Here is a 19,596-nt window from a genome sequence, read left to right on the forward strand (position 1 = left end):
CCTGCAGTAGGCCTTTGCCGTTTCGGCTGCTCCCCGGTGGCCTCAGGCAGCAACCGTCAGCCCGTTCCGAGCGACATCGGTCGCGAAGTGGCAGGCGGCCTCATGTCCGGCCCCGAGGCTGACGCGGGAAGGCTCCACACTTCTGCACACGGGCTGGGCCATGGGGCATCGGGTGTGGAAACGGCAGCCTGCCGGGATGCCGGTCTCCGACAGCGCGTCGCCACTGAGCGTGACACGACGCCTGCGCGCTCCCTGATGATGCTCAGGAACGGCCGATATAAGGAGGCGCGTGTAGGGATGGCCGGACGCCGCGATCAGCTGCTCGGTCGGACCTTCCTCGACGATGGCGCCCAGATACATGACGGCGATCCGGTTCGCCATGTAGCGCGCGACGGCCAGGTCGTGGGTAATGTAGAGGTAGGACATCCCCATCCGGCTCTGGAGGGCGCGCATGAGGTTCATCACGCCTGAACGAACCGAGACGTCGAGCATGCTGACGGGCTCGTCGGCGATCACCGCCTTGGGTTCCAGGATCAGCGCTCTGGCAATGGCGGCCCGCTGCAATTGCCCGCCCGACAGGTCCGCCGGATAGCGGTCCGCGTAGGCTTCAGCCGGCCGCAACTCGACTTCGGCCAGGATTTTCAGAACCTTCGCGCGGCGCTCCCCGGGCGAGCCGAGATGGTGGAGCCGCAGAGGCTCGCCGACCGACTGGCCAATGGTGAGGCGGGGATCGAGGGCCTCATACGGGTTCTGGAAGATCATCTGGACCTGGCGGCGGAAGCGCTTCAGCGCAGCGCCTGACAGATCGGTCACATCTTCGCCGTCAAAGCGGACTGTCCCTGCGGTGGGCCGTTCCTGCAGCGTCGCAATGCGGCCGGTGGTGGTCTTGCCCGATCCCGACTCGCCGACGATAGCCGTCGTCTCGCCGGACCGGACGGTGAGGCTAATCCCGTCTACCGCGGTTACGCCGGGTCCGCTGCGGCCTGTGAACATGGACATGAAAGAGTGGCTGCTCTCGTAGACCATGCGCAAACCGGAAAGTTCGATCAGGGGCTTCGTCATCAGGCGTGCTCCCTTAACGGTTCGGCCGCGAACGCGCGAGCGTAGTGGCACTCGGCCGTATGCCCTGAAGACAATGCGACGGAGGGCGGCGCTTCCGTCCGACAAAGGTCCGTCGCATGGCGGCAGCGCGGCGCGAACCGGCAGCCGACGATGGTCTCGGTCGGCTGGAAGGCTTCGCCCGGCAGGGTTGCCAAGGTCTTCATCGGTCCGCGCAGGCTCGGCAGCGCATCGATCAGAGCCCTGGTGTAGGGGTGGCTGGGATTGCCGAAAATCACCGCGGTCGGCGCCATCTCGACAATCCGGCCTGCGTACATCACCGCGACCATTTCGCAGGTCTCGGCAACGGCGCCCATGTCGTGCGACACCAGAATGAGGGTGAGGTTGAGACGCCTGCGCAGTTTGTCGATTTCGGCAAGGATCTGGTCCTGGATCAGCATGTCCAAAGCTGTCGTCGGTTCATCCGCGATGACGAGGTCCGGCTCCAGGATGAGACTCAGGGCGATCATGGTTCGCTGTCGCATGCCGCCGGAGAGCTGATGCGGATAGGCGTTCATGCGATGCCGCGGAATGCCGATGAGATCGAACACCTCCGCCACCCGCGCCGTTGCTTCGGCGTCGCCTGCCTTCGGCCGATGCAGCCGGTAGGCCGCCACCATTTGCTTGCGGATGGTCGTAACAGGATTGAGCGCGTTCATCGAGCTCTGGAAGATCGTCGAAATGCGGCTCCAACGCAGGGCCTGGATGCGCAGACGCCCACGCTCGGAGACCGGTTTGCCGTCGCGCAGGATGCTCTGTCCATCGAAGCGAACCGTGCCTCCCGTGAAGTCGGCATTGTTTGGGATCGTCTGGAGCAGCGCGCTGCCAAGGCTGCTCTTGCCGCACCCGCTCTCTCCGACGATGCCGAGGCTCGCGCCGCGCGGGAGCGTGAACGAGACACCGTCGACCGCGTGAATCCGCCGTGTGCCGACTGAGTAGGTGAGACGCAGATTGTCGACTTCGATGATCGGGCTGACCGGACGCGGGCTTTCATCCGCCGGCGGAGCCGCCGTTGGGCGCCGCCGTGGCGCTCCGCCTCGGGAACGCATCTGCGGGTTGAGGGCGTGGTTGATGCCATCCCCCAGCAGATTGAGGCTGGCGACGAGGATGAGCATGGCAACACCCGGCGCGATCGAGATCCAGGGTGCCAATCGAAGCTGGCGCTGACCCTCGAAGATCATCCGTCCCCAGCTCACGGAATTCTGGTCGCCCAGTCCCAGGAAACTGAGGCCCGCCTCGGTGAGGATCGCCAGACCCATCAGGATCGTCCCGTCCGTGATGATGGGGCCGATGCCGTTCGGAACGATGTGCTTGACGATGGTCTGGCTGCTCGACGCCCCGGAGGCCAGCGCCGCCTGGACATAAACGCGCGATTTCAGCGACAGCACTTGCGAGCGCATGATCCTCGCCGACCGAGGCCACGCGGTGAGCGCGATTGCGATCATGACAAGGGTGAGGCTCGACCCGAACAGGGCGACGATGAGCAGAACGAGGAAGAAGGTGGGAATGAGCAGGAAGACATCAAAGGTGCGGCTGAGCACGCTGTCGAGCCAGCCTCCGTAATAGCCCGCGAGTGACCCTGCGATGACGCCGACGAGAATGGAGAGCGCCGCCGAGCCCACGGCGACCAGCAGCGCAACCCGGGTTCCCCAGATCACGCGTGAGAGGACATCCCGACCGAAATTATCCGTGCCAAGCCAATGCTCGCCTCCTGGCGGAAGATAGGGTTTTGCTGCCATCTGGCCGGGATCCGGCAGGCCAAGAAAAGGCGCCAGGATGGCAATCGCAAGAGCGAACAGGACGAGAAACAGGCTCGCGGCGCTCGTCGGGTTTTGCAACAGCAGTGTGAGAAGGCGGCGGGGTGCGAGCATGTTACAGGCTCACCCGGGGATCGAGCGCCGCATAGGCAATGTCGGTCGCCAGCGAGGCCAGCATCACGGTGAACGACATGACGATGAACGCCCCCATGATGATTGGGGTGTCGCGCGCGAGAATGGCCTCATAGATCAGGCGTCCGAGACCGGGCCACGAAAAGACGGTTTCGGTGAGAACCGCGCCGGTCAAGAGGAGGCCGAGTTCCAGTCCCAGCACCGTGACAATGGGAAGGAGTGCATTACGCAGGCCGTGGTGGAACAGAACATAGGGTTCAGAGAATCCGATCGACCGGGCAGTGGTGACGTAGCTCTCGGACAGAACCTCCGCGACCGATGTGCGGGCAAGCCGGATATACTGGCCGAGCCACACCGTCGACAGAGCGGCAACCGGCAGGATCATGTGCCACACGATATCCATGATTCGCGCAAAGCCATCTCTCGGGCCGCCGATGGAGATCATTCCGCTGGACGGGAGCCAGCGGAGCTGAACGGCGAAGAAAAGGATCAGCATCAGGCCGAGCCAGAAAACAGGAATGCTGAAGAGGGAGATCGAGAAGGTTGCCACCACGGTGTCTGCGAGGGAGCCCGGTCGACGCGCGATGGCTGTCCCGATCCAGGTGCCGAGAACCGCAGCAATCACGAGGCTTGTTCCGGCCAGCAACAGCGTTGCTGGAACACGCTCCATGAGAACGTCGAAGACCGGTTCGCGGGTGCGATAGGAAATTCCAAGGTCCCCTTGCAAGATCTGGCCGAGATAGGCGATGAGCTGATCGAAGAACGATTTGTCGAGCCCGTAGCGTTCGCGCACGGCCGCCATATAGGCCGGGTCGGCATCTTCGCCGGCGAGCAGGATCGAGACGTCTCCTGGCGCCAGATGGATGAGCAGGAAGTTGATCACGATGATGATGAGGGCGACCGGCAGCACTTGCAGAAGCCGGTGGATGAAATAGCGCCGCAGTCGCATCGGCCGCCCTCCTTTTCTTACTTGCCGGGTGGCTTCACGGCGAAATAGCCAAACCACGTGACCGACTTGTCGTAACCGCTTTCCTGGAGCGGAAATCCTGTCCATTTGGCCCGGGCGAGGCTCGTCTTCTGTTCATTGAAGAGGTTGATGTATGGGAGATCGCGGATCAGCATCACCTGCATCTCCTTGTAGAGCTTTGCCCGATCCGCCTCGTTGGTCAGCGTGACCGCGCGCGCGCCGAGTTCGTCGAATTGCGGGTTGCTATAGCCCATGAAATTGCGCTGGCCACCCGTGCCGAAATGCTCGCGATAGGCGTCCGGGTCAGGCCCGTAGCGCGTGAAGTAGCAGCTGATGTCGAAGTTCTTCTCCTGCATCCGCCGGAACCAGGTCGATTGGTCGAATTGCTCGAGTTTCGCATCGATGCCGACATCGCGGAGCTGCTGCACCAACACCTCGTTGATCGCCTTGCAATCCGAATAGGATGGCCCTGTGACCTTGGCGGCGAAGCGCATGCCGTTGGCGCCGCGCGGGTAGCCCGCCTCATCCAGCAGTGCCTCGGCGCGCTTCTTGTCGAAGGCAGGGAAGCGGACATCCGTGTTGATCCACTGTTTCTGTGTGTCCACATTGGCATGGATTGCGGGCTTCCACAGTCCGGCGAAACCGAGCCGGCTCATGGCATCACGGTCGATCGCGGCGGCAATTGCCTCGCGCACCTTGAGATTGGAGAACGGCTCGCGCTGCGTGTTGAGCTGAATATCTCGGCTGTAGTGCGACGGCGTGAACGTCACCTGGATGCTCGGGTCGGCCTGGAGGGCAGCAACTTCGGCAAGGGGCGGCGCGTAATCATAGGGGAGATGAGGGTATTGCTCCGCGTCGAACTCCGCGCGCGCCACGTTCGTGTCCGGGATCGGCCGGAAGATCAGCCGGTCGATAGACGGCTTGCCGAGGAAGTAGTCCGGGTTGGCTGCAAGCTCGATGGAGCTGCCGCGGTCCCAGCGCACGAACTTGAAGGGGCCGCTCCCTACCGGGGCATTCACGTACGGACCCGTGTCAAAACCCGGCTGATCCTTCCAGAGATGCTGCGGATAGATCTTGCCTGTCCAGCCGGCGGCCTGGGCCATCATCGGCACGAACGACATGTCGACCGACTTCAGCGTGATCACGACGGTCTGATCGTCGGGCGTCTCGATCGTGGCTACGTTCCGAAGGAAGGCGGCGTAGGGGTATTTCTTTTCGATCATGCGATCGTAGGTGAACTTCACGTCAGCCGAGGTCAGCGGCTTGCCGTCGTGCCATTTCACGTTCGGGCGCAGATGAAAGGTGTAAACCTTGCCGTCCGGCGAGATATCCCATGTCTTGGCGAGGTCCCCGTAGGCGGGCGTCCCCGCAACGACCCCCCAATCCATCACCACGAGATGGCTGTAGATGTTGCTGGTGGGAGCATACCCGCCAGTGTCCGCGGCCGGATCGGGGCTCAAGGTGCGCGCTTCGTCAAGCTGCGGAACGATGAGCGTTGTCTGCGCGAGCGCCGAGAGAGGCCAAGTGAGCAGAAAGGCGGCGAGAACCGATTTCTTGTAGAGCATGGTACCTCCGATGAGTGTTTCTCTGGGGTGGCTCGTGTCAGGTGTTGATGGCGTATCCGGTGGCGCCGTCGCCGACGATGTAGGCGTATTCCCCCGGGTGAACCTTCGAGATCCGGTTCCTGACCTGCATGATTTCTGTCTTGTCGAACGGCGCAATCAACTCGTCCAGAACCTCGAAAGTGTAGGGCGAGATAACACGGCCGAGCACCGTTCCACCGGCAACGGTTTTGCCAAGGATCTCGAGTCCGCTGACCGGAACGAAAGTTCCTCCATTGGATGGCCGGACCGTTGTCCCCTTGGTCACGACGACCCTCGCGCGCGAGAGATTAGGCGTGCCGCGAACGACCTCGATCACGCGCAACATATTGAGAAAACCCCCGTAGGCCCGATCGAAACTGCCGCTATCAAGGATCTCGCCGCCGCCGCCGACCTCGACCACGAAGGCGGTCTTTCCCATGTCGTCGGCGCAGTTCGACAACGTGCCACGCTGCTCGTTGTGCTCCCAGAGGACTTCGGCGCCGCTCGCCAGAGCCACGTCATGCACAAGGGCGTGGCGCGACGAGAGTTTGGGATCGACCGTATAATGGTAGTGAATGACGGTATCCGATCCGCCTCCGTGATAATCGAAAACAAAGTCGGCCTTCGGAAGGATCTTGTCGGCGATCACCCCCGCCAGCATATCGGTGAACCAGTTCTTGCCAGGCTTTGAGCCAGGGAAAACACGGTTGAGATTATGGAGGTCGATCGGCGTGTTGCGCGTTCCGCTCGCAAAGGAATGCGGATTGAGCACGGGTGCCAGCAGGATCGTGCCCGCGAAGTCATAGCCGTCATTGACGAGGTAGTCCCGCAACCGGCGGCAGAATTCGGAACTCCACAATTCCTCCCCGTGGGAGCCACAGGCCACCAGCGAAACAGGACCCGGTCGGCTTCCGGTGACGGCGTGGACCGAGAGCGCCAGCTTATGTCCGCTCGCCATCGTGCAGACCGGCACTTCGAAATGTGCGGTATTTGAGGGTCCGACGGCAATTCCATCCCAAGCAAAAGTCATCACCACTTCCTTCAGTTCGTACGCGTCAGCATCTGGCCGGCCATGGCCCCGGTGGAATGGCCGTTCTCGAAGGCAACTTTTCCGTTGACGATGACGTGCTCAATGCCCAGCGGGTAGCTGTTGGGCTCGCGCCACGTCGCGGTCTCTCCCACGATCGCCGGGTCGACGATCACCACATCCGCAAAGTGGTCGGGCTTGAGATAGCCTCGGTCCGTCAGGCTGAAATGGTCGGCGACGAGGCCCGACATCCGCCGAACCGCATCGGCGAGTGGAAACCGGTTTTCGTCTCGCACAAATTTTCCGAGGACGCGGGGGAATGAGCCATAATGCCGGGGGTGAGGCTGGATCGAATTCCACGGTTCACGCAGGCGGTCGAATTCCGTCGCGATGGCGTCGGTTCCGAACATCGTCCACGGCGCGGCAAGAAGGCGATGAAACTCGTCCTCGTTGACCTGAATGCATGTGGCGCCGAATTCCTCGCCTTCGTGGAGCACCAGATCGAAATATAGATCACAAGGCTCCATTCCTTCTTTCTCTGCCGCCTCAGCGATGCTGGCGCCGATATACGTCCGAAAACGGCTGTCGGTCGGCAACTCCTCGATGTAGATGTCACGCCAGTCGCTGAACCAGACAAACTCTTCGTGAAATCCGTATTTCGGCCGTGCTCGCCTTGCCTCCACGGCTTCTTTCAGTGCCTGGCGCTTCACTGGATCCTGGAGAAGCAGGCGGATGCCCGGCAGGTTCTCGGTCCACGGGCGTTTCCAGTCGTGAACCTCCGCTGGGAAAATCGCACGCGGCGCCCACCAGGACCCTTTTGTACGATAGGGCATCATATCGCAGGCAACTTCGACACCGTCGGCACGCGCGCGTTCGATCAGCTCCATCATCCGGTCCATGTAACCCCACTGCTTGCGTCCGAAGATACCAAGGTGGGACAGCTGTACGCGAACACCGGTGCGCCGCCCGACCTCGATGGCCTCGGCGACGGAATTGAGGACATTGCGGCTGTAGCCGCGCAGATGGGACGTGTAGAAGCCGCCGTACTCGGCAACGACCGAGACCAGCTCGACGATTTCCTCAAGGTCGGCGACGGTGGAACAGGCATAGTCGAGTCCCGTGCTGAGACCACGCGTGCCGGCCTCCATGGCGTCGCGCACCATGTCCTTCATCTGCTCGATCTCGGCGCGCGTGGCCGGACGGTCCTGATTGTCGAGGACGGCGCCGCGGATCATGATGTGGCCGAGCTGCGGCACGGCATTCATGGCAAAGCCACGCTTGCGGACGACGTCGTAATATTCTTCAGCGGTCGCCCAATCCACGTCGACGCCGGCAGGGTCCAGCAGGTAGCGGTGTCGTGTGTTGTCGAAGAGTGGGAAGGGGCTGTAGCCGCAATTGCCCATCACCTCGGTGGTGATCCCCTGCGCCAGTTTGCTTTCGCATTGAGGGTTCACGTAAAGCCCCACATCCGAATGGCCGTGGGCGTCGATGAAACCCGGAAGCACGAGCTTTCCGGTCGCGTCGAGGACAGCCGCCCCTTCGACTCTGCCAACGTCGCCGACGGCCACGATACGATCACCCGCAATCCCGATATCGGCCTTCACGGCGGGGCCGCCCGAGCCGTCGACGACGGTTCCGTTCACGATGACAATGTCGATCTTCATCTCGTCACTCCGTGGGTTGCGTGCTGCGGCGGGCATCACCGGCGGCGTCGAAACTTACCGCGTAATCCGTCAGGGCGTCGCCGATCGTCACGTACCCGTCATCGACATCGCGCGCGACGTCGGCAAGAGGCCGTGCGCGCGGGTCCCCGAAGCCGCCGCCGCCCGGCAGGCGCATGCGGTAAACGTCGCCCGGTTGAAGTGTGCGCGGCACCGCGTCCACCGCCTCATCATTGACTGAATAACTGCCGGCAAGTCCTGCTTTCCCACCCATCAGGCCGGGAGGGGGAAACCTGACTTTGTCCGGGCGCAGGGAAGCGACGATGGCGGTCTGTCCCAACACTTCGAGGGCAATCTCCTGTCCAAGACCGCCGCGAAACGTGCCAGGCCCGCCGCTATCGGCGACGAGGCGCTTGTGATGGACGAGGATGGGCGCTTGGTACTCGACAATTTCGACTGGCGTGACCGTTCCGTTATACGGAAATGCGACGGTGGGGAGCCCGTCGGTGCGCGGTGTCGCGCCTTTTCCGCCATTCGGCAGGATGTGGACGTTGAACACTGAACCGTCGTCGGAATTCGTGCCGTGAAGTGTCATTGCCCAAAAGGAGCCGCTACCGGCTTGAACGAGATCGGGAATGGCGTGCGAAAGGGCGCCGTAGATGGCGACGTGAATATGAAAGCTGCTCTTGGACCGCGACTTGACCGAACTCGGAATGGTGGTGTTGAACACCGACCCGACCGGCGCCGAGATGCTGATCGGGCGAAACAGGCCTTCATTGTTGGGGATGTTGGGAACGAGCGAGCATTTGAGGGGGTAGTATGTATCGGCGAAGGTGATGTTGGTGGTGCAGTTGATAGAAGCATCGGTGAATTGCGGTGACGACCCGGTATAGTCCACGTGTACCTGATCGCCCTTCTTGCTGACCGCGACTTCAATGCGGAGAGGGGTCTTGTAGCCATCCGCATCCAGCCCGTAGCGGAACTCACCTTCCGGCATCCCAGCGATCGCGGCGCGCATGGCCGCCTCCGATCTGTCGAGGATCTCGTCGGCGAGGTTTTGAAACCCCTGTCCGCCCCCATAATCCGCGAAGAAGTCGACGAGCCTTGCCGCCCCGAGCTGCTCGGCGCCGATCATGGCCTTGATGTCGCCGATCACCATGTCCGGCACGCGGACATTGGCGCCGATCAGACGCATGAGCTGATCGTTCTCAACGCCGCCGATGATGATCTTGCTCGGCGGGATGCGAAATCCTTCCTCGTAGAGATCGCGGGCGTCGAAGAAATCCAAGCGGCCGCCGATGTCGGCGACGTGGGCGACCGCCCCCACGAAGGCTACGACAGTCCCGTCCGAAAACACCGGCATCACGATGCTCACGTCGGGAAGGTGTCCCGACCCGAGCCAGGGATCGTTGGTGATCAGCACGTCGCCGGGTTTCAGTGTCTCCGGCGGATACGCCTTCAGCAGGTGTTTCGTCGTCGCCGGCAAGGTGACCGTGAAAGCCGGGGAGGAGAGCTGCGACTGCGCGATCGAGCGGCCGTGCCGGTCGAGCATGATCACCGCGAAATCACGGCTCTCGCCGACGATTGTCGAGAACGACGTGCGCACGAGCGCGATGTCGACTTCGTCCATAATCGAGATCAGGCGGCCCCATTGAACCTCCAGCGAGACGGCATCAAGCCCGTTCTGTTTCAACATTGCGCGCCTCCTTGGATTCTGCGATGGGGGCCTCGTCGAGATCGATGAACAGGTTCCCGAAGGCGTCGATGCGCAGGCCAGCGGAGGGGCCCGCCACCACCGTGCATTCCCGTTCTTCGACGATTGCAGGTCCGCGCAAAAGCATTCCAGGACGGAGGGCATAGCGATCGTAGACAGGAGTCTCCACGAAGCGTCCGAGCTCTCCGAAATAGGCAGGTCGGGTTCCCTTTTGGGCGACGTCGGCGGTCTCTGTCGCCTCAGGGAGGCGTTTCATCGGGATTTCGGGGGCCGCTGCTCCCACGGTCGTCCGGCACGTCACCAGTTCGAGCGGGAGGTTCTCATGCGCGTGCCCATACTTCTCGCGATGGGTCGCATAGAAGATTTCCGCGATGCGATCGATCTGTCCATCTGCGATGACGTCGGCTGGAACGGTGACCGTCACTTCATGGCCCTGTCCCTTGTGGCGGAGATCCATCTGGTGTTTGACGACGACGCCCGGGGCATCTCGTGCGACGCCCGCACCTTCCAGAACCTGCAAACCTTCCTCTGCCATGGCGTCGAAGACGCGCCTGACCTCTTCCCAAGGAAGCCGGTCGAGGCGGCCAAGAAGCGAGCGTGCGTAGTCGAACGAGACAGCGGCCGTCACGAGGCCCGCAGCCGAGGTTGCGCCTGCGCCTGCCGGGACGATGACGCCGCGCATGTGCAGCAGTCGCGCCAGCTCATAGGCATGGGCTGGTCCGGCGCCGCCAAACGCGAACAGGAAGAACTTGCGCGGATCCTCACCGCGTTCGGCAATGTGGACTTTCGTGGCCGCCAGCATGTTCTGCGTGACCACCTCATAGATTCCGCGTGCGCATTGCTCTGCCGACAGGCCCAAAACGCCACCGAGCTGGGTCTCCAACGCCTTTCGGGCGGCCTCAACATCCAGCGACATGGCGCCGCCGAGGAAGAAGTTGGGGTCGTAATAGCCGAGGACCAGATTGGCGTCCGTGACCGTCGGAAGGGAGCCGCCGCGACCGTAGCAGGCTGGCCCGGGGTCGGCGCCGGCGCTGAGCGGCCCAACCTTCAGGAGGCCGAGCTGATCCACATGCGCGATACTTCCGCCCCCCGCGCCGATCTCGATCAACTCGACCATGGGGACCTTGACCGGAAGGCCGCTGCCCTTTTTGAAGCGAGCGACCCGACCGACCTCGAACACGTTGGATTTCGCCGCCTCATAGTTCTTGACGAGGGCGATCTTGGCGGTGGTCCCGCCCATGTCGAATGTGACGAGACTTCCGATCCCCATCTGGCGACCGTAGTGGATGCCGGCAAGGACGCCGGCTGTCGGCCCGGATTCCAGCATCCGGATCGGAAAGTCCTTGGCGGTTTGCCCGCCGGCAATCCCGCCCGACGAAATCATCAGGTAGAGGTTGCGCGGATAGCCCATCTCGCGCAGGCGCCGCTGGATTGTGTCGATATAGGCGCGGGTGATGGGCTGGACATAGGCGTTGGCCGTCGTCGTGCTCATGCGCTCGTATTCGCGGATCTCGGGCGCTACAGCACTCGATATGCTGACGGTAAGGTCCGGAAGTTCCTCCGCGATGATCTCGGCCGCACGCAGCTCGTGGGCCGCGTTACGGAAAGCATGAAGGAACACGATTGCGAGCGCCTGGGCGCCATCCTCACGAAGTTGCTGCGCGACTGCTCTGACGCCGTCCTCGTCGAGCGCCGTCAGCACCTTGCCGTCCTTGTCCAGGCGCTCGGTGACCTCATATCGCCGGCTCCTCGGGACCAGCAGTTCGGGCTTCTGGAGAAACAGGTCGTAGATGTCGTAGCGGACCTCGGTCCCCATCTCGAGAACGTCGCGGAACCCTTGCGTCGTGAGGAGGGCGGTGCGCGCGCCCTTTCGCTCGATCAGGGCGTTTGTGATCAATGTCGTGGCGTGAATGGCGATATCCACATCATCGCCGCCGACACCCGCGCGATCGAGAAGCGGTAACAAGCCGTCCATGACGCCTCGGGACGGATCATCCGGTGTCGTCAGACATTTGTTCAGGAACGTGGTGCCGGTTTCCTGGTCCACCAGCATGAAGTCCGTGAACGTTCCTCCGACGTCGAAACCGAGGCGATAGCGGGACGCCATTGTTCTCACTCCACTTGCAATTGGTAAAGCTGACGGCTGGCCTCTGACGAGACATAGCCACTTTCAAGATCTGCCTTCAGCCGCTCACCGGCACGGGCTGATGGTTGGCCAAACCCACCCCCGCCTGGAAGCCGGAGTTCCAACACGTCGCCGGATTGAAGGGTTGTCGGCTCCGGCGGTGTCGGTTTGCCGTTGACGAGAATTTCGCCGGCGCGGCCCGGCAGGCCGCCAAGGAGCCCGGCAGGAGGATGGCGCAACTTGTCCGGCCGGACGAAAACCGTGAGTGGATTTGGGCCGATTGGCTCGAAGGTGATGCGCTGACCGAGGCCGCCGCGGTATTGTCCGGCGCCGCCGCTATCGGCAATCAGTTCCCGGCAACCGATCAGGACAGGCGCCGCGTTCTCGAAAATCTCGACCGGCGTGATCATGCCGTTATAGGGAAAAGCAATCGTCGCCAGCCCGTCCATTGCGGTAACCGCCCCCTTGCCGCCATTGGGCAGCATATGGGCGCGATAGAGTTCCCCGTCGGTGCCGGTGCCTGATGCCACCAGAGTCCAGAACGAACCGCTCGCGGCCTGAACCCGTTGGCCAAGGATTGGCGCGAGTGCCTCGTAGAGCACGGCGTGGATGTGAAAGCTGCTCTTCGAGCGAGCCCGAACTGCGCGCGGAAAGTTGACGTTGAAAATGCTTCCTTTAGGCGCCTTCACGGTCAAGAACCGGCTCAGCCCCTCATTGTTCGGCACACCCGGCAGAAGGCTGCACTTGAACGGATAATAGGTGTCCGAAAACGTCGTATTCATCACGCAGTTGATGGACGAGTCGTGCTGCTCGTCTGACGAACCCTCGAAGTCGACCGTGACCCGACCGTCCGCGATCGTCGCGGTCACGGCGATGTGGATCGGATGGCGATGGCCGTCTGCGTCCATCTCCGCATGATAGACCCCGTCCGGCAGTGAGCGGATCGCCTCGTCCATGGCGGTTTCGGAGCGCGCCAGAATTACGTCCGCGAGGCTGTCCAGAACATCCATGTCGTAATCCGCGAGGAATTCGAGGAGTCGACGTGCGCCCAGAGCTTCGGCACCGACGAGGGCGCGAATGTCGCCGATGACAAGGCGCGGAACGCGCACATTGGCAGCCAGAATGTCGAACAACACCTCGACGGGCTCCCCGTCGCGCATGAGGAAGGTTGGCGGAATGCGCAGGCCTTCCTCAAAGAGCTCCTTGTCGTCAAGATAGTCGCTGCGTCCGCCGATATCGGAGATATGCGCCACGCAGCCGATGAAGCCTGCCACCTTCCCGCGATGGAAGACCGGGGTGATGATTGTCATGTCGGGGAGATGGCCGGAGCCGAGCCACGGATCGTTCGTGATCAGCACATCACCGGGACGAAGGGTCTCGACAGGGCAGGCGCGCAGCAGGTGTTTTGCGGTCATCGGCAGAGTGACCGTGAAGGCGGGCGTCGAGAGTTGTGATTGTGCGAGCGAGCGGCCCTGACTGTCCAACATCACGACGCCAAAGTCCCGGCTTTCTCCCACGATGGTGGAAAATGATGTCCGGGCGACAGCGGCGTCGACCTCGTCCATGATCGTCACGAGCCGCGTCCAACGGATCTCGAGGTCGATGGCATCGAGGTTCTGGGCCAGGCGCGCCATCCTCAGCTTCCCCAGACCTGGGCGTAGACGCGCAGCAGATTACCGCCGAGAATCTTTTCGATATCCTGCCCGGAGAATCCTCTGCGGGACATGGCTTCCGTGACCTCGATCAGCTGGCCGTAATCATCAAACCCTTCGACGTAGCGCCTGCGAGAACGCGGGCTGTCCTCGACGAACTGCGCGTAGCGATTGGCCGTGCCCGCGTTGCGATTCCTGATCAGATCCCCGTCCGGATACGTGCCGTGACTCATATCGGTGCCGACACCCACGTGATCGATACCGACCAGGTCAACGACGTAGGACACCGCGTCGAGGTAGTCGTCGAGGCGTGGTCGATCCGTTGCATCCGGCTTGAAATTCAGCGGGCCCCAGTTCGTGACGCCGATCACACCGCCGGTCTGGGCGCACAGGCGGATCTGCTCGTCGGTGATATTGCGGCGACTGTCGACAAGCGCGCGCGGATTCGAATGTGAGAAGACAACCGGATGCTTGGTCTGCGCCAGGATCTCAAGGCTCGACCGCTCCCCCACATGGGTGAGGTCGATGAGCACACCGAGGCGATTGCAGGCCTCCACAAAACGCTCGCCCATCCGGCTTAGCCCGGCATTTGCCGGCTCCATCAGACCATCCGCGAGAGTCGAGCGGCTGTTATAGGCCGGTATCGCGACGCGCAGGCCAAGTCGGTGGAACATCTCGAGCCGATTCAGGTTCTGGCCGAGAAAATCGCCCCCTTGGGATCCGATGACGATGCTCGCTTGCCCGGCGGCCTTCGCGTCCGTGATATCGGCGGCCGTCAAGGCGATCCTGATGTCATTCGGATAGGTCCGGGCCACGCGCCACCACTCGGCGATAGCGTCAAACGCGTTTTCTGCCCCGTCATGGGGACGAAACGCGGTGATCACATATGCGGTGACGCCGCAATCCTTAAGTCGTGAAAAATCCGCGTCGGGCCAGATCTGAACGCACCCGTCAATAAAAACAAAAGGGTGTTTCAGATCGCGGTGCCAGCCCTTCTCAAGGGGGTGGCGGCCAACGGCGTCGAGGGTTTCTGGCATGCTCAGCTTCCCGTCTTTGAGAGTGGCAGGTCGTGCCGATAGAGGGTGCGTGATGCTTCCGGGCTGACCAGCCCTGCCGCAACATCGGCGGACACCAGATCGCGATCCCTGTCCGCGGGATTGCCGAACCCACCGCCACCCGGGAGGTTCAGGCTCACGACCTGACCCGGCAGAAGCTCGAACGGTTCGAGCGCCATGGGTGCATCGTCGAGCAGCAGTTCACCGGGTGCACCCGGTTGGCCGCCTCCGAGGCCGGGCGCCGGGAAGCGGATCTTGTCCGGCCTGATCGTCAGCCGCACAGCCCGATCGAGCGTGGTGAGACGGATGGACTGGCCGAGCCCGCCGCGGAACTCACCGGCGCCTCCCGAATCCGTCCTCAGCGATCGCTCCAGCACGACCATCGGTGACCAGTTTTCGATGATCTCCACAGGGGTGATCGTTCCGTTCCCCGGAAAGGCGACGGTGGGTTGGCCGTCGTGCCCTTCGATCGCACCACGTCCGCCATTGGGGAGGACGTGAACGGCGAACCGTGTGCCGTCAGAATCCGTCCCGAAACATTTGACTGACCAGAACGAGCCGCTGCCTGCCTGCACGCGGCCAGGCAGGGCAGGGCCCAGTGCGTCGTAAATGGCGTTGTGGAGATGATAGCTCGTCTTGGAGCGGGTTTTCACCGCCGCGGGAAAGCGCGCGTGGACGATTGAGCCTTCCTCGGCAATGGTTCGGATGGGGCGAAAAAGGCCTTCGTTGTTTGGAATGTCCGGGACGAGGCTGCATTTCAGAGCGTAGAGCGAATGCGCGTGCGTAACGTTCAGTACGCAATTGACCGACGCGTCCGACCGTGCGGGGCTCGAGCCATGGTAATCGCAAACGACGCCATCAGGTCCGACATCGATCTTGACCTTGATGTAGGTGGGCACCTTGTAGCCGTCGCAGGCCGTCTCGCCATAATAGGTACCATATGGCATTTCGGCTATGGCGGCGCGCATAGCAGCCTCGGACCGGTCGAGGATGGCCTCTGCCGCCTGGTCCAATCCGTCACGTCCGTAATCATTGATAAAGTCGCCCAGGCGAAGCCCGCCGAGGCGTCCCGCCCCGACGATTGCCTCGACGTCGCCCAGGACTTGCGCCGGATAGCGGATGTTGGCCTCGAGCACGCGGAAGAGCTGATCGTTGGCGACACCCCCATCGTAAAGTTTGCTTGGTGGGATACGAAGACCTTCCTCGAAGACGTCACGCGCATCGAATTCATCAAGTCTTCCGCCGATGTCGGAGATGTGTGCTGCAGTGGCAATAAAGCCAACGACAGCGTCCTCATGAAAGATCGGCACGACGATGTAGAAGTCCGGAAGATGGCCGTGGCAGATCCAGGGATCATTTGTGATCAGAACGTCGCCGGGCTTCAGGGAAGAACTCGGAAAATCCTCGAGCATGCGTCGCGTCGCACTCGGCAGCGAGCAGGTGAAGGCCGGCGACGACATTTGGGATTGGGCAATCGAACGAGCGTGTTTGTCGAGCATGACAACCGCAAAGTCTCGCGTCTCGCCGACAATTGTGGAGAAGGACGTCCTCACGAGGGCAACATCAACCTCGTCCATAATGGATATGAGGCGGCTCCACTGAATCCACAGTGTAATAGACTCAAATTCTCTTGATGTCGCAACGTTCATCATAACAAAAGGCACCCATATCGCCGGATAGACTAAAGAGGGTCGACTTTGGTTCGTGGTATCGCGTGAGCGCCGGCGATATAGTTGCAAGAAATTTTCTTGAACTTGATAGTTGCGGCGATGTGATATGATGCGTCGATAAAATCGATTGAGACAATACTTGATTTCACCATTTTCTCCCATAATGTGGGAGCCGCTGCATCATTTGCAGGCGAGGAGTCAGTGGCATGGCCGTTGCGCCGCCGACCGGTACACAGGCCCTGGAGCGGGGCGTCGCCCTCCTGAAGGAGGTTGCGGCCTCTGAGATCGGGGGCGCTCGAATGACGGACCTTGCCGCACGCTCAGGTCTCAGCCGGTCGACCACTCACCGCCTTCTCGACTGCCTTGTTCAGCAGGATCTCGTTCGCAAGGATAACAGCGGCCGCTATCACCTCGGGCGTGGCGTCTACGAACTTGGCCTGCTCGCGACCCATAGCTACGACATGAGCGCGTTTAGCTTCGGCCCTCTGCGTGATCTGGCCACCGCTCTCGGCGACACGGTCTTCCTCACAAGGCGGGTCGGTCTCGATATGGTCTGTGTGGAGCGTGTCGAAGGCGACCACTCTTACAAGGTGCTGACCATGACGATCGGAACGCGCCGACCCATCGGGATTGGAGCCGGCGGACTCGCGCTTCTGGCGGCGCTCGAGCCTGCCGAAGCGAACTCCATCCTGGCAGCCAATGCCAAACGCTTCGAGGCCTATTACGGGGCCAGCATTTCAGCGAAGCTGTCGCACCGCCTGCAGATTGCACGCCGGAATGGCTACGCGTTTGCCGACGGCGTGCTCACGGATGGCGTGGCCGGGATCGGCATCGCGGTGCACACTCCCAAGCTCGTTCCGATCCTGTCCCTGAGCATTGTCAGCTCGCGGGATCGTCTCAGCGGCGACAGGCGCGACAGTATTCTGCGCGAGATGCGCCATTCCGCAAGCGCCATTGCCAACCTGGTGGGTTCGTCCTGAAACAGAGACGCATTACGCACCCGCACATCACTGATCATCACCGGCAAGGTCTCCAATGCCGCGCACCGCGTAGGGGGGCTCGCCGGGTGGCAGATTGACGGGCTGGCCGCGGGCTGCGAACGACGGCTTGCGTCGATCATCCGGACCTTTGGTCAAAGGTGTGGCTGCCTGGTGTCGCGTCTGCGCCGGCGGACACCCGTGAGCGTCCGCCGGGAAATGCTCGCATGACAGCGAGCTGAGACAAGATTGTTGGCGCAATCCCAACGGCCGGAAAAGCGCGAAGACGAACCCGCGCTATCCAGCGGGACGCGACCTCAACGCAGTTGGTCGACGTCCCGAACGGCGCCGCGCGCCGCGCTCGTGGTGAAGGCCGCATAGGCGCGCAAGGCCTTCGAGATCTTTCGCGGGCGACCCATCGCTGTCCAGGCGTCGGCGCCCCGTGCCAACATCGACGTGCGTCGATCAGCCAGTACAGCGTCCGACACCTTGAGGTGAATGGTCCGGCTGGGGATATCGATCTCGATCCTGTCACCGGTCTCGACCAGTGCGATCAGGCCGCCTTCCGCGGCCTCCGGCGAGACGTGTCCGATCGAGAGTCCTGAGGTGCCACCGGAGAAGCGGCCATCGGTTATCAGGGCGCAGAGTTTTCCCAATCCCTTCGATTTCAGATAGCTGGTCGGATAGAGCATTTCCTGCATGCCTGGGCCGCCGCGCGGACCCTCGTAGCGGATCACGACGACATCGCCCGCCAAGACCTTGCCCGTGAGGATTCCGCTAACCGCCGCCTCCTGGCTCTCGTACACACGCGCCGGGCCGGCAAAGACAAGCGAGCCCTCATCGACGCCGGCCGTTTTCACGACGCAGCCATCGAGGGCCAGGTTGCCGCTCAACACCGCAAGGCCGCCATCCTTGGAAAAGGCGTACTCTGCAGAGCGAATGACGCCAGCTTCCCGATCGAGATCGAGGTCCTCCCAGCGTTGCCCCTGACTGAACGCCACCTGCGTTGGCACGCCGCCGGGCGCGGCGCGGAAGAACGTGTGCACGGCCTCGCTCTTGCTGCGTGAAATGTCCCAACGGTTGAGGGCGTCTCCCAGAGTGGCACTGTGGACCGTGGGCTCATCCGCATGGATCAGCCCGGCGCGATCAAGCTGGCCCAGGATCGCCATCACGCCGCCAGCGCGATGGACGTCTTCCATGTGGACGTCGGCCTTAGCCGGGGCGACCTTGCACAGGCAAGGCACCCGCCGGGAAAGGCGGTCGATGTCGTCCATGGTGAAGGGCACCTCGCCCTCATGGGCTGCCGCCAGCAGGTGCAAAATCGTGTTGGTCGAGCCGCCCATGGCGATATCCAGGCTCATGGCGTTCTCGAACGCCTTGAAACTGGCGACGGAACGGGGCAGCACGCTGTTGTCGTCCTGCTCGTAATGCCGACGGGTGATGTCGACGATGAGGTGGCCGGCTTCGAGAAACAGGCGCTCCCGGTCGACGTGTGTCGCCAAAGTCGATCCGTTGCCAGGCAGCGACAGACCGAGCGCCTCGGTGAGGCAATTCATCGAATTGGCCGTGAACATGCCGGAGCACGAGCCACAGGTCGGGCAGGCAGAGCGTTCGATTGTCTTGACGTCTTCGTCGCTCATCTTGTCGTCCGCCGCCGCGACCATGGCATCGACCAGATCGAGGGCGACCGTCTTGCCCTTCAGGACGACCTTGCCGGCTTCCATGGGGCCGCCGGAGACGAACACCGTCGGGATGTTCAGGCGAAGGGAGGCCATCAGCATGCCGGGCGTGATCTTGTCGCAATTGGAGATACACACCATCGCGTCGGCGCAATGGGCATTGACCATGTATTCGACGCTATCGGCGATCAGCTCGCGGGAGGGCAGGCTGTAGAGCATGCCGTCGTGGCCCATGGCGATCCCGTCATCGACCGCGATGGTGTTGAACTCCTTGGCCACGCCCCCGGCGCGCTCGATTTCACGGGCCACCAATTGACCCAGATCCTTGAGATGGACGTGGCCAGGGACGAACTGGGTGAACGAATTCACCACTGCGATGATCGGCTTGCCGAAATCGCCATCCTTCATGCCTGTCGCCCGCCAGAGACCGCGAGCTCCTGCCATATTGCGACCGTGTGTAGACGTGCGGGAACGATAGGCGGGCATGTCGAGCTCCAGT

General features: G+C 62.4%; 13 protein-coding genes. 1 reads left to right on the plus strand and 12 read right to left on the minus strand.

Features of this window, described 5'->3' with window-relative positions; translation table 11 throughout:
• Positions 1–42: 42 nt before the first annotated feature.
• The 11 genes from J4G32_RS11040 to J4G32_RS11090 are packed head-to-tail and all read right to left on the minus strand — an operon-like array spanning position 43 to position 16,603.
• Positions 43–1,062 carry an ABC transporter ATP-binding protein gene (locus J4G32_RS11040; RefSeq protein WP_210490874.1) on the minus strand — a complete coding sequence of 340 codons (1,020 nt, stop codon included), beginning with the start codon at positions 1,060–1,062 and terminating at the stop codon, positions 43–45.
• Positions 1,062–2,969, minus strand: coding sequence for a dipeptide/oligopeptide/nickel ABC transporter permease/ATP-binding protein (locus tag J4G32_RS11045; RefSeq protein ID WP_210490875.1), 1,908 nt, complete (start codon positions 2,967–2,969; stop codon positions 1,062–1,064). Before J4G32_RS11045 ends, J4G32_RS11040 begins: the two co-directional genes overlap by 1 nt.
• A 1-nt stretch (position 2,970) precedes the next feature.
• Positions 2,971–3,936 (minus strand): ABC transporter permease, encoded by a 966-nt coding sequence (locus J4G32_RS11050; RefSeq protein WP_210490876.1) that lies wholly within the window; start codon positions 3,934–3,936, stop codon positions 2,971–2,973.
• A gap of 17 nt (positions 3,937–3,953) precedes the next feature.
• On the minus strand, positions 3,954–5,519 hold the full coding sequence (locus tag J4G32_RS11055) for an ABC transporter substrate-binding protein (RefSeq protein ID WP_210490877.1): 1,566 nt from the start codon (positions 5,517–5,519) through the stop codon (positions 3,954–3,956).
• 37 nt (positions 5,520–5,556) lie between these two features.
• On the minus strand, positions 5,557–6,567 hold the full coding sequence (locus J4G32_RS11060) for a succinylglutamate desuccinylase/aspartoacylase family protein (RefSeq protein ID WP_210490878.1): 1,011 nt from the start codon (positions 6,565–6,567) through the stop codon (positions 5,557–5,559).
• An 11-nt stretch (positions 6,568–6,578) separates the two neighbouring features.
• Positions 6,579–8,228 (minus strand): N-acyl-D-amino-acid deacylase family protein, encoded by a 1,650-nt coding sequence (locus J4G32_RS11065; protein ID WP_210490879.1) that lies wholly within the window; start codon positions 8,226–8,228, stop codon positions 6,579–6,581.
• Between the two features lie 4 nt (positions 8,229–8,232).
• Entirely contained in the window at positions 8,233–9,921 is a 1,689-nt protein-coding gene (locus tag J4G32_RS11070) for a hydantoinase B/oxoprolinase family protein (protein WP_210490880.1), read from the minus strand.
• Positions 9,899–12,046: a hydantoinase/oxoprolinase family protein gene (locus tag J4G32_RS11075; RefSeq protein ID WP_210490881.1), complete on the minus strand. Its 2,148-nt coding sequence runs from the start codon at positions 12,044–12,046 to the stop codon at positions 9,899–9,901. Before J4G32_RS11075 ends, J4G32_RS11070 begins: the two co-directional genes overlap by 23 nt.
• Before the next feature lie 5 nt (positions 12,047–12,051).
• Positions 12,052–13,698: a hydantoinase B/oxoprolinase family protein gene (locus J4G32_RS11080; protein ID WP_210490882.1), complete on the minus strand. Its 1,647-nt coding sequence runs from the start codon at positions 13,696–13,698 to the stop codon at positions 12,052–12,054.
• Positions 13,699–13,700: 2 nt separating this feature from the next.
• Positions 13,701–14,753, minus strand: a complete 1,053-nt coding sequence (locus tag J4G32_RS11085) for a dipeptidase (RefSeq protein WP_210490883.1) — start codon at positions 14,751–14,753, stop codon at positions 13,701–13,703.
• A gap of 2 nt (positions 14,754–14,755) precedes the next feature.
• Positions 14,756–16,603 carry a hydantoinase B/oxoprolinase family protein gene (locus tag J4G32_RS11090; RefSeq protein ID WP_210490884.1) on the minus strand — a complete coding sequence of 616 codons (1,848 nt, stop codon included), beginning with the start codon at positions 16,601–16,603 and terminating at the stop codon, positions 14,756–14,758.
• 44 nt (positions 16,604–16,647) lie between these two features.
• Between J4G32_RS11090 and J4G32_RS11095 the strand changes: the two genes are divergently transcribed.
• A complete protein-coding gene (locus J4G32_RS11095) occupies positions 16,648–17,421 on the plus strand; it encodes an IclR family transcriptional regulator (RefSeq protein ID WP_210490885.1) in 774 nt (257 codons plus the stop codon).
• Between the two features lie 314 nt (positions 17,422–17,735).
• Here J4G32_RS11095 and ilvD read toward each other — a convergent pair whose 3' ends face one another.
• Positions 17,736–19,583 carry a dihydroxy-acid dehydratase gene (gene ilvD, locus J4G32_RS11100; protein WP_210490886.1) on the minus strand — a complete coding sequence of 616 codons (1,848 nt, stop codon included), beginning with the start codon at positions 19,581–19,583 and terminating at the stop codon, positions 17,736–17,738.
• Positions 19,584–19,596 lie beyond the last annotated feature (13 nt).

It is taken from the genome of Microvirga antarctica (genome assembly GCF_017921815.1).
Taxonomy (GTDB): domain Bacteria; phylum Pseudomonadota; class Alphaproteobacteria; order Rhizobiales; family Beijerinckiaceae; genus Microvirga; species Microvirga antarctica.

Excerpts from the sequence above, each read along its gene's own strand:
- J4G32_RS11040 (WP_210490874.1), bottom strand. The coding sequence starts at position 1,062 with ATGACGAAGCCCCTGATCGAACTTTCCGGTTTGCGCATGGTCTACGAG.
- J4G32_RS11045 (WP_210490875.1), bottom strand. The coding sequence starts at position 2,969 with ATGCTCGCACCCCGCCGCCTTCTCACACTGCTGTTGCAAAACCCGACG.
- J4G32_RS11050 (WP_210490876.1), bottom strand. The coding sequence starts at position 3,936 with ATGCGACTGCGGCGCTATTTCATCCACCGGCTTCTGCAAGTGCTGCCG.
- J4G32_RS11055 (WP_210490877.1), bottom strand. The coding sequence starts at position 5,519 with ATGCTCTACAAGAAATCGGTTCTCGCCGCCTTTCTGCTCACTTGGCCT.
- J4G32_RS11060 (WP_210490878.1), bottom strand. The coding sequence starts at position 6,567 with ATGACTTTTGCTTGGGATGGAATTGCCGTCGGACCCTCAAATACCGCA.
- J4G32_RS11065 (WP_210490879.1), bottom strand. The coding sequence starts at position 8,228 with ATGAAGATCGACATTGTCATCGTGAACGGAACCGTCGTCGACGGCTCG.
- J4G32_RS11070 (WP_210490880.1), bottom strand. The coding sequence starts at position 9,921 with ATGTTGAAACAGAACGGGCTTGATGCCGTCTCGCTGGAGGTTCAATGG.
- J4G32_RS11075 (WP_210490881.1), bottom strand. The coding sequence starts at position 12,046 with ATGGCGTCCCGCTATCGCCTCGGTTTCGACGTCGGAGGAACGTTCACG.
- J4G32_RS11080 (WP_210490882.1), bottom strand. The coding sequence starts at position 13,698 with ATGGCGCGCCTGGCCCAGAACCTCGATGCCATCGACCTCGAGATCCGT.
- J4G32_RS11085 (WP_210490883.1), bottom strand. The coding sequence starts at position 14,753 with ATGCCAGAAACCCTCGACGCCGTTGGCCGCCACCCCCTTGAGAAGGGC.
- J4G32_RS11090 (WP_210490884.1), bottom strand. The coding sequence starts at position 16,603 with ATGGGAGAAAATGGTGAAATCAAGTATTGTCTCAATCGATTTTATCGA.
- J4G32_RS11095 (WP_210490885.1), top strand. The coding sequence starts at position 16,648 with ATGGCCGTTGCGCCGCCGACCGGTACACAGGCCCTGGAGCGGGGCGTC.
- ilvD (WP_210490886.1), bottom strand. The coding sequence starts at position 19,583 with ATGCCCGCCTATCGTTCCCGCACGTCTACACACGGTCGCAATATGGCA.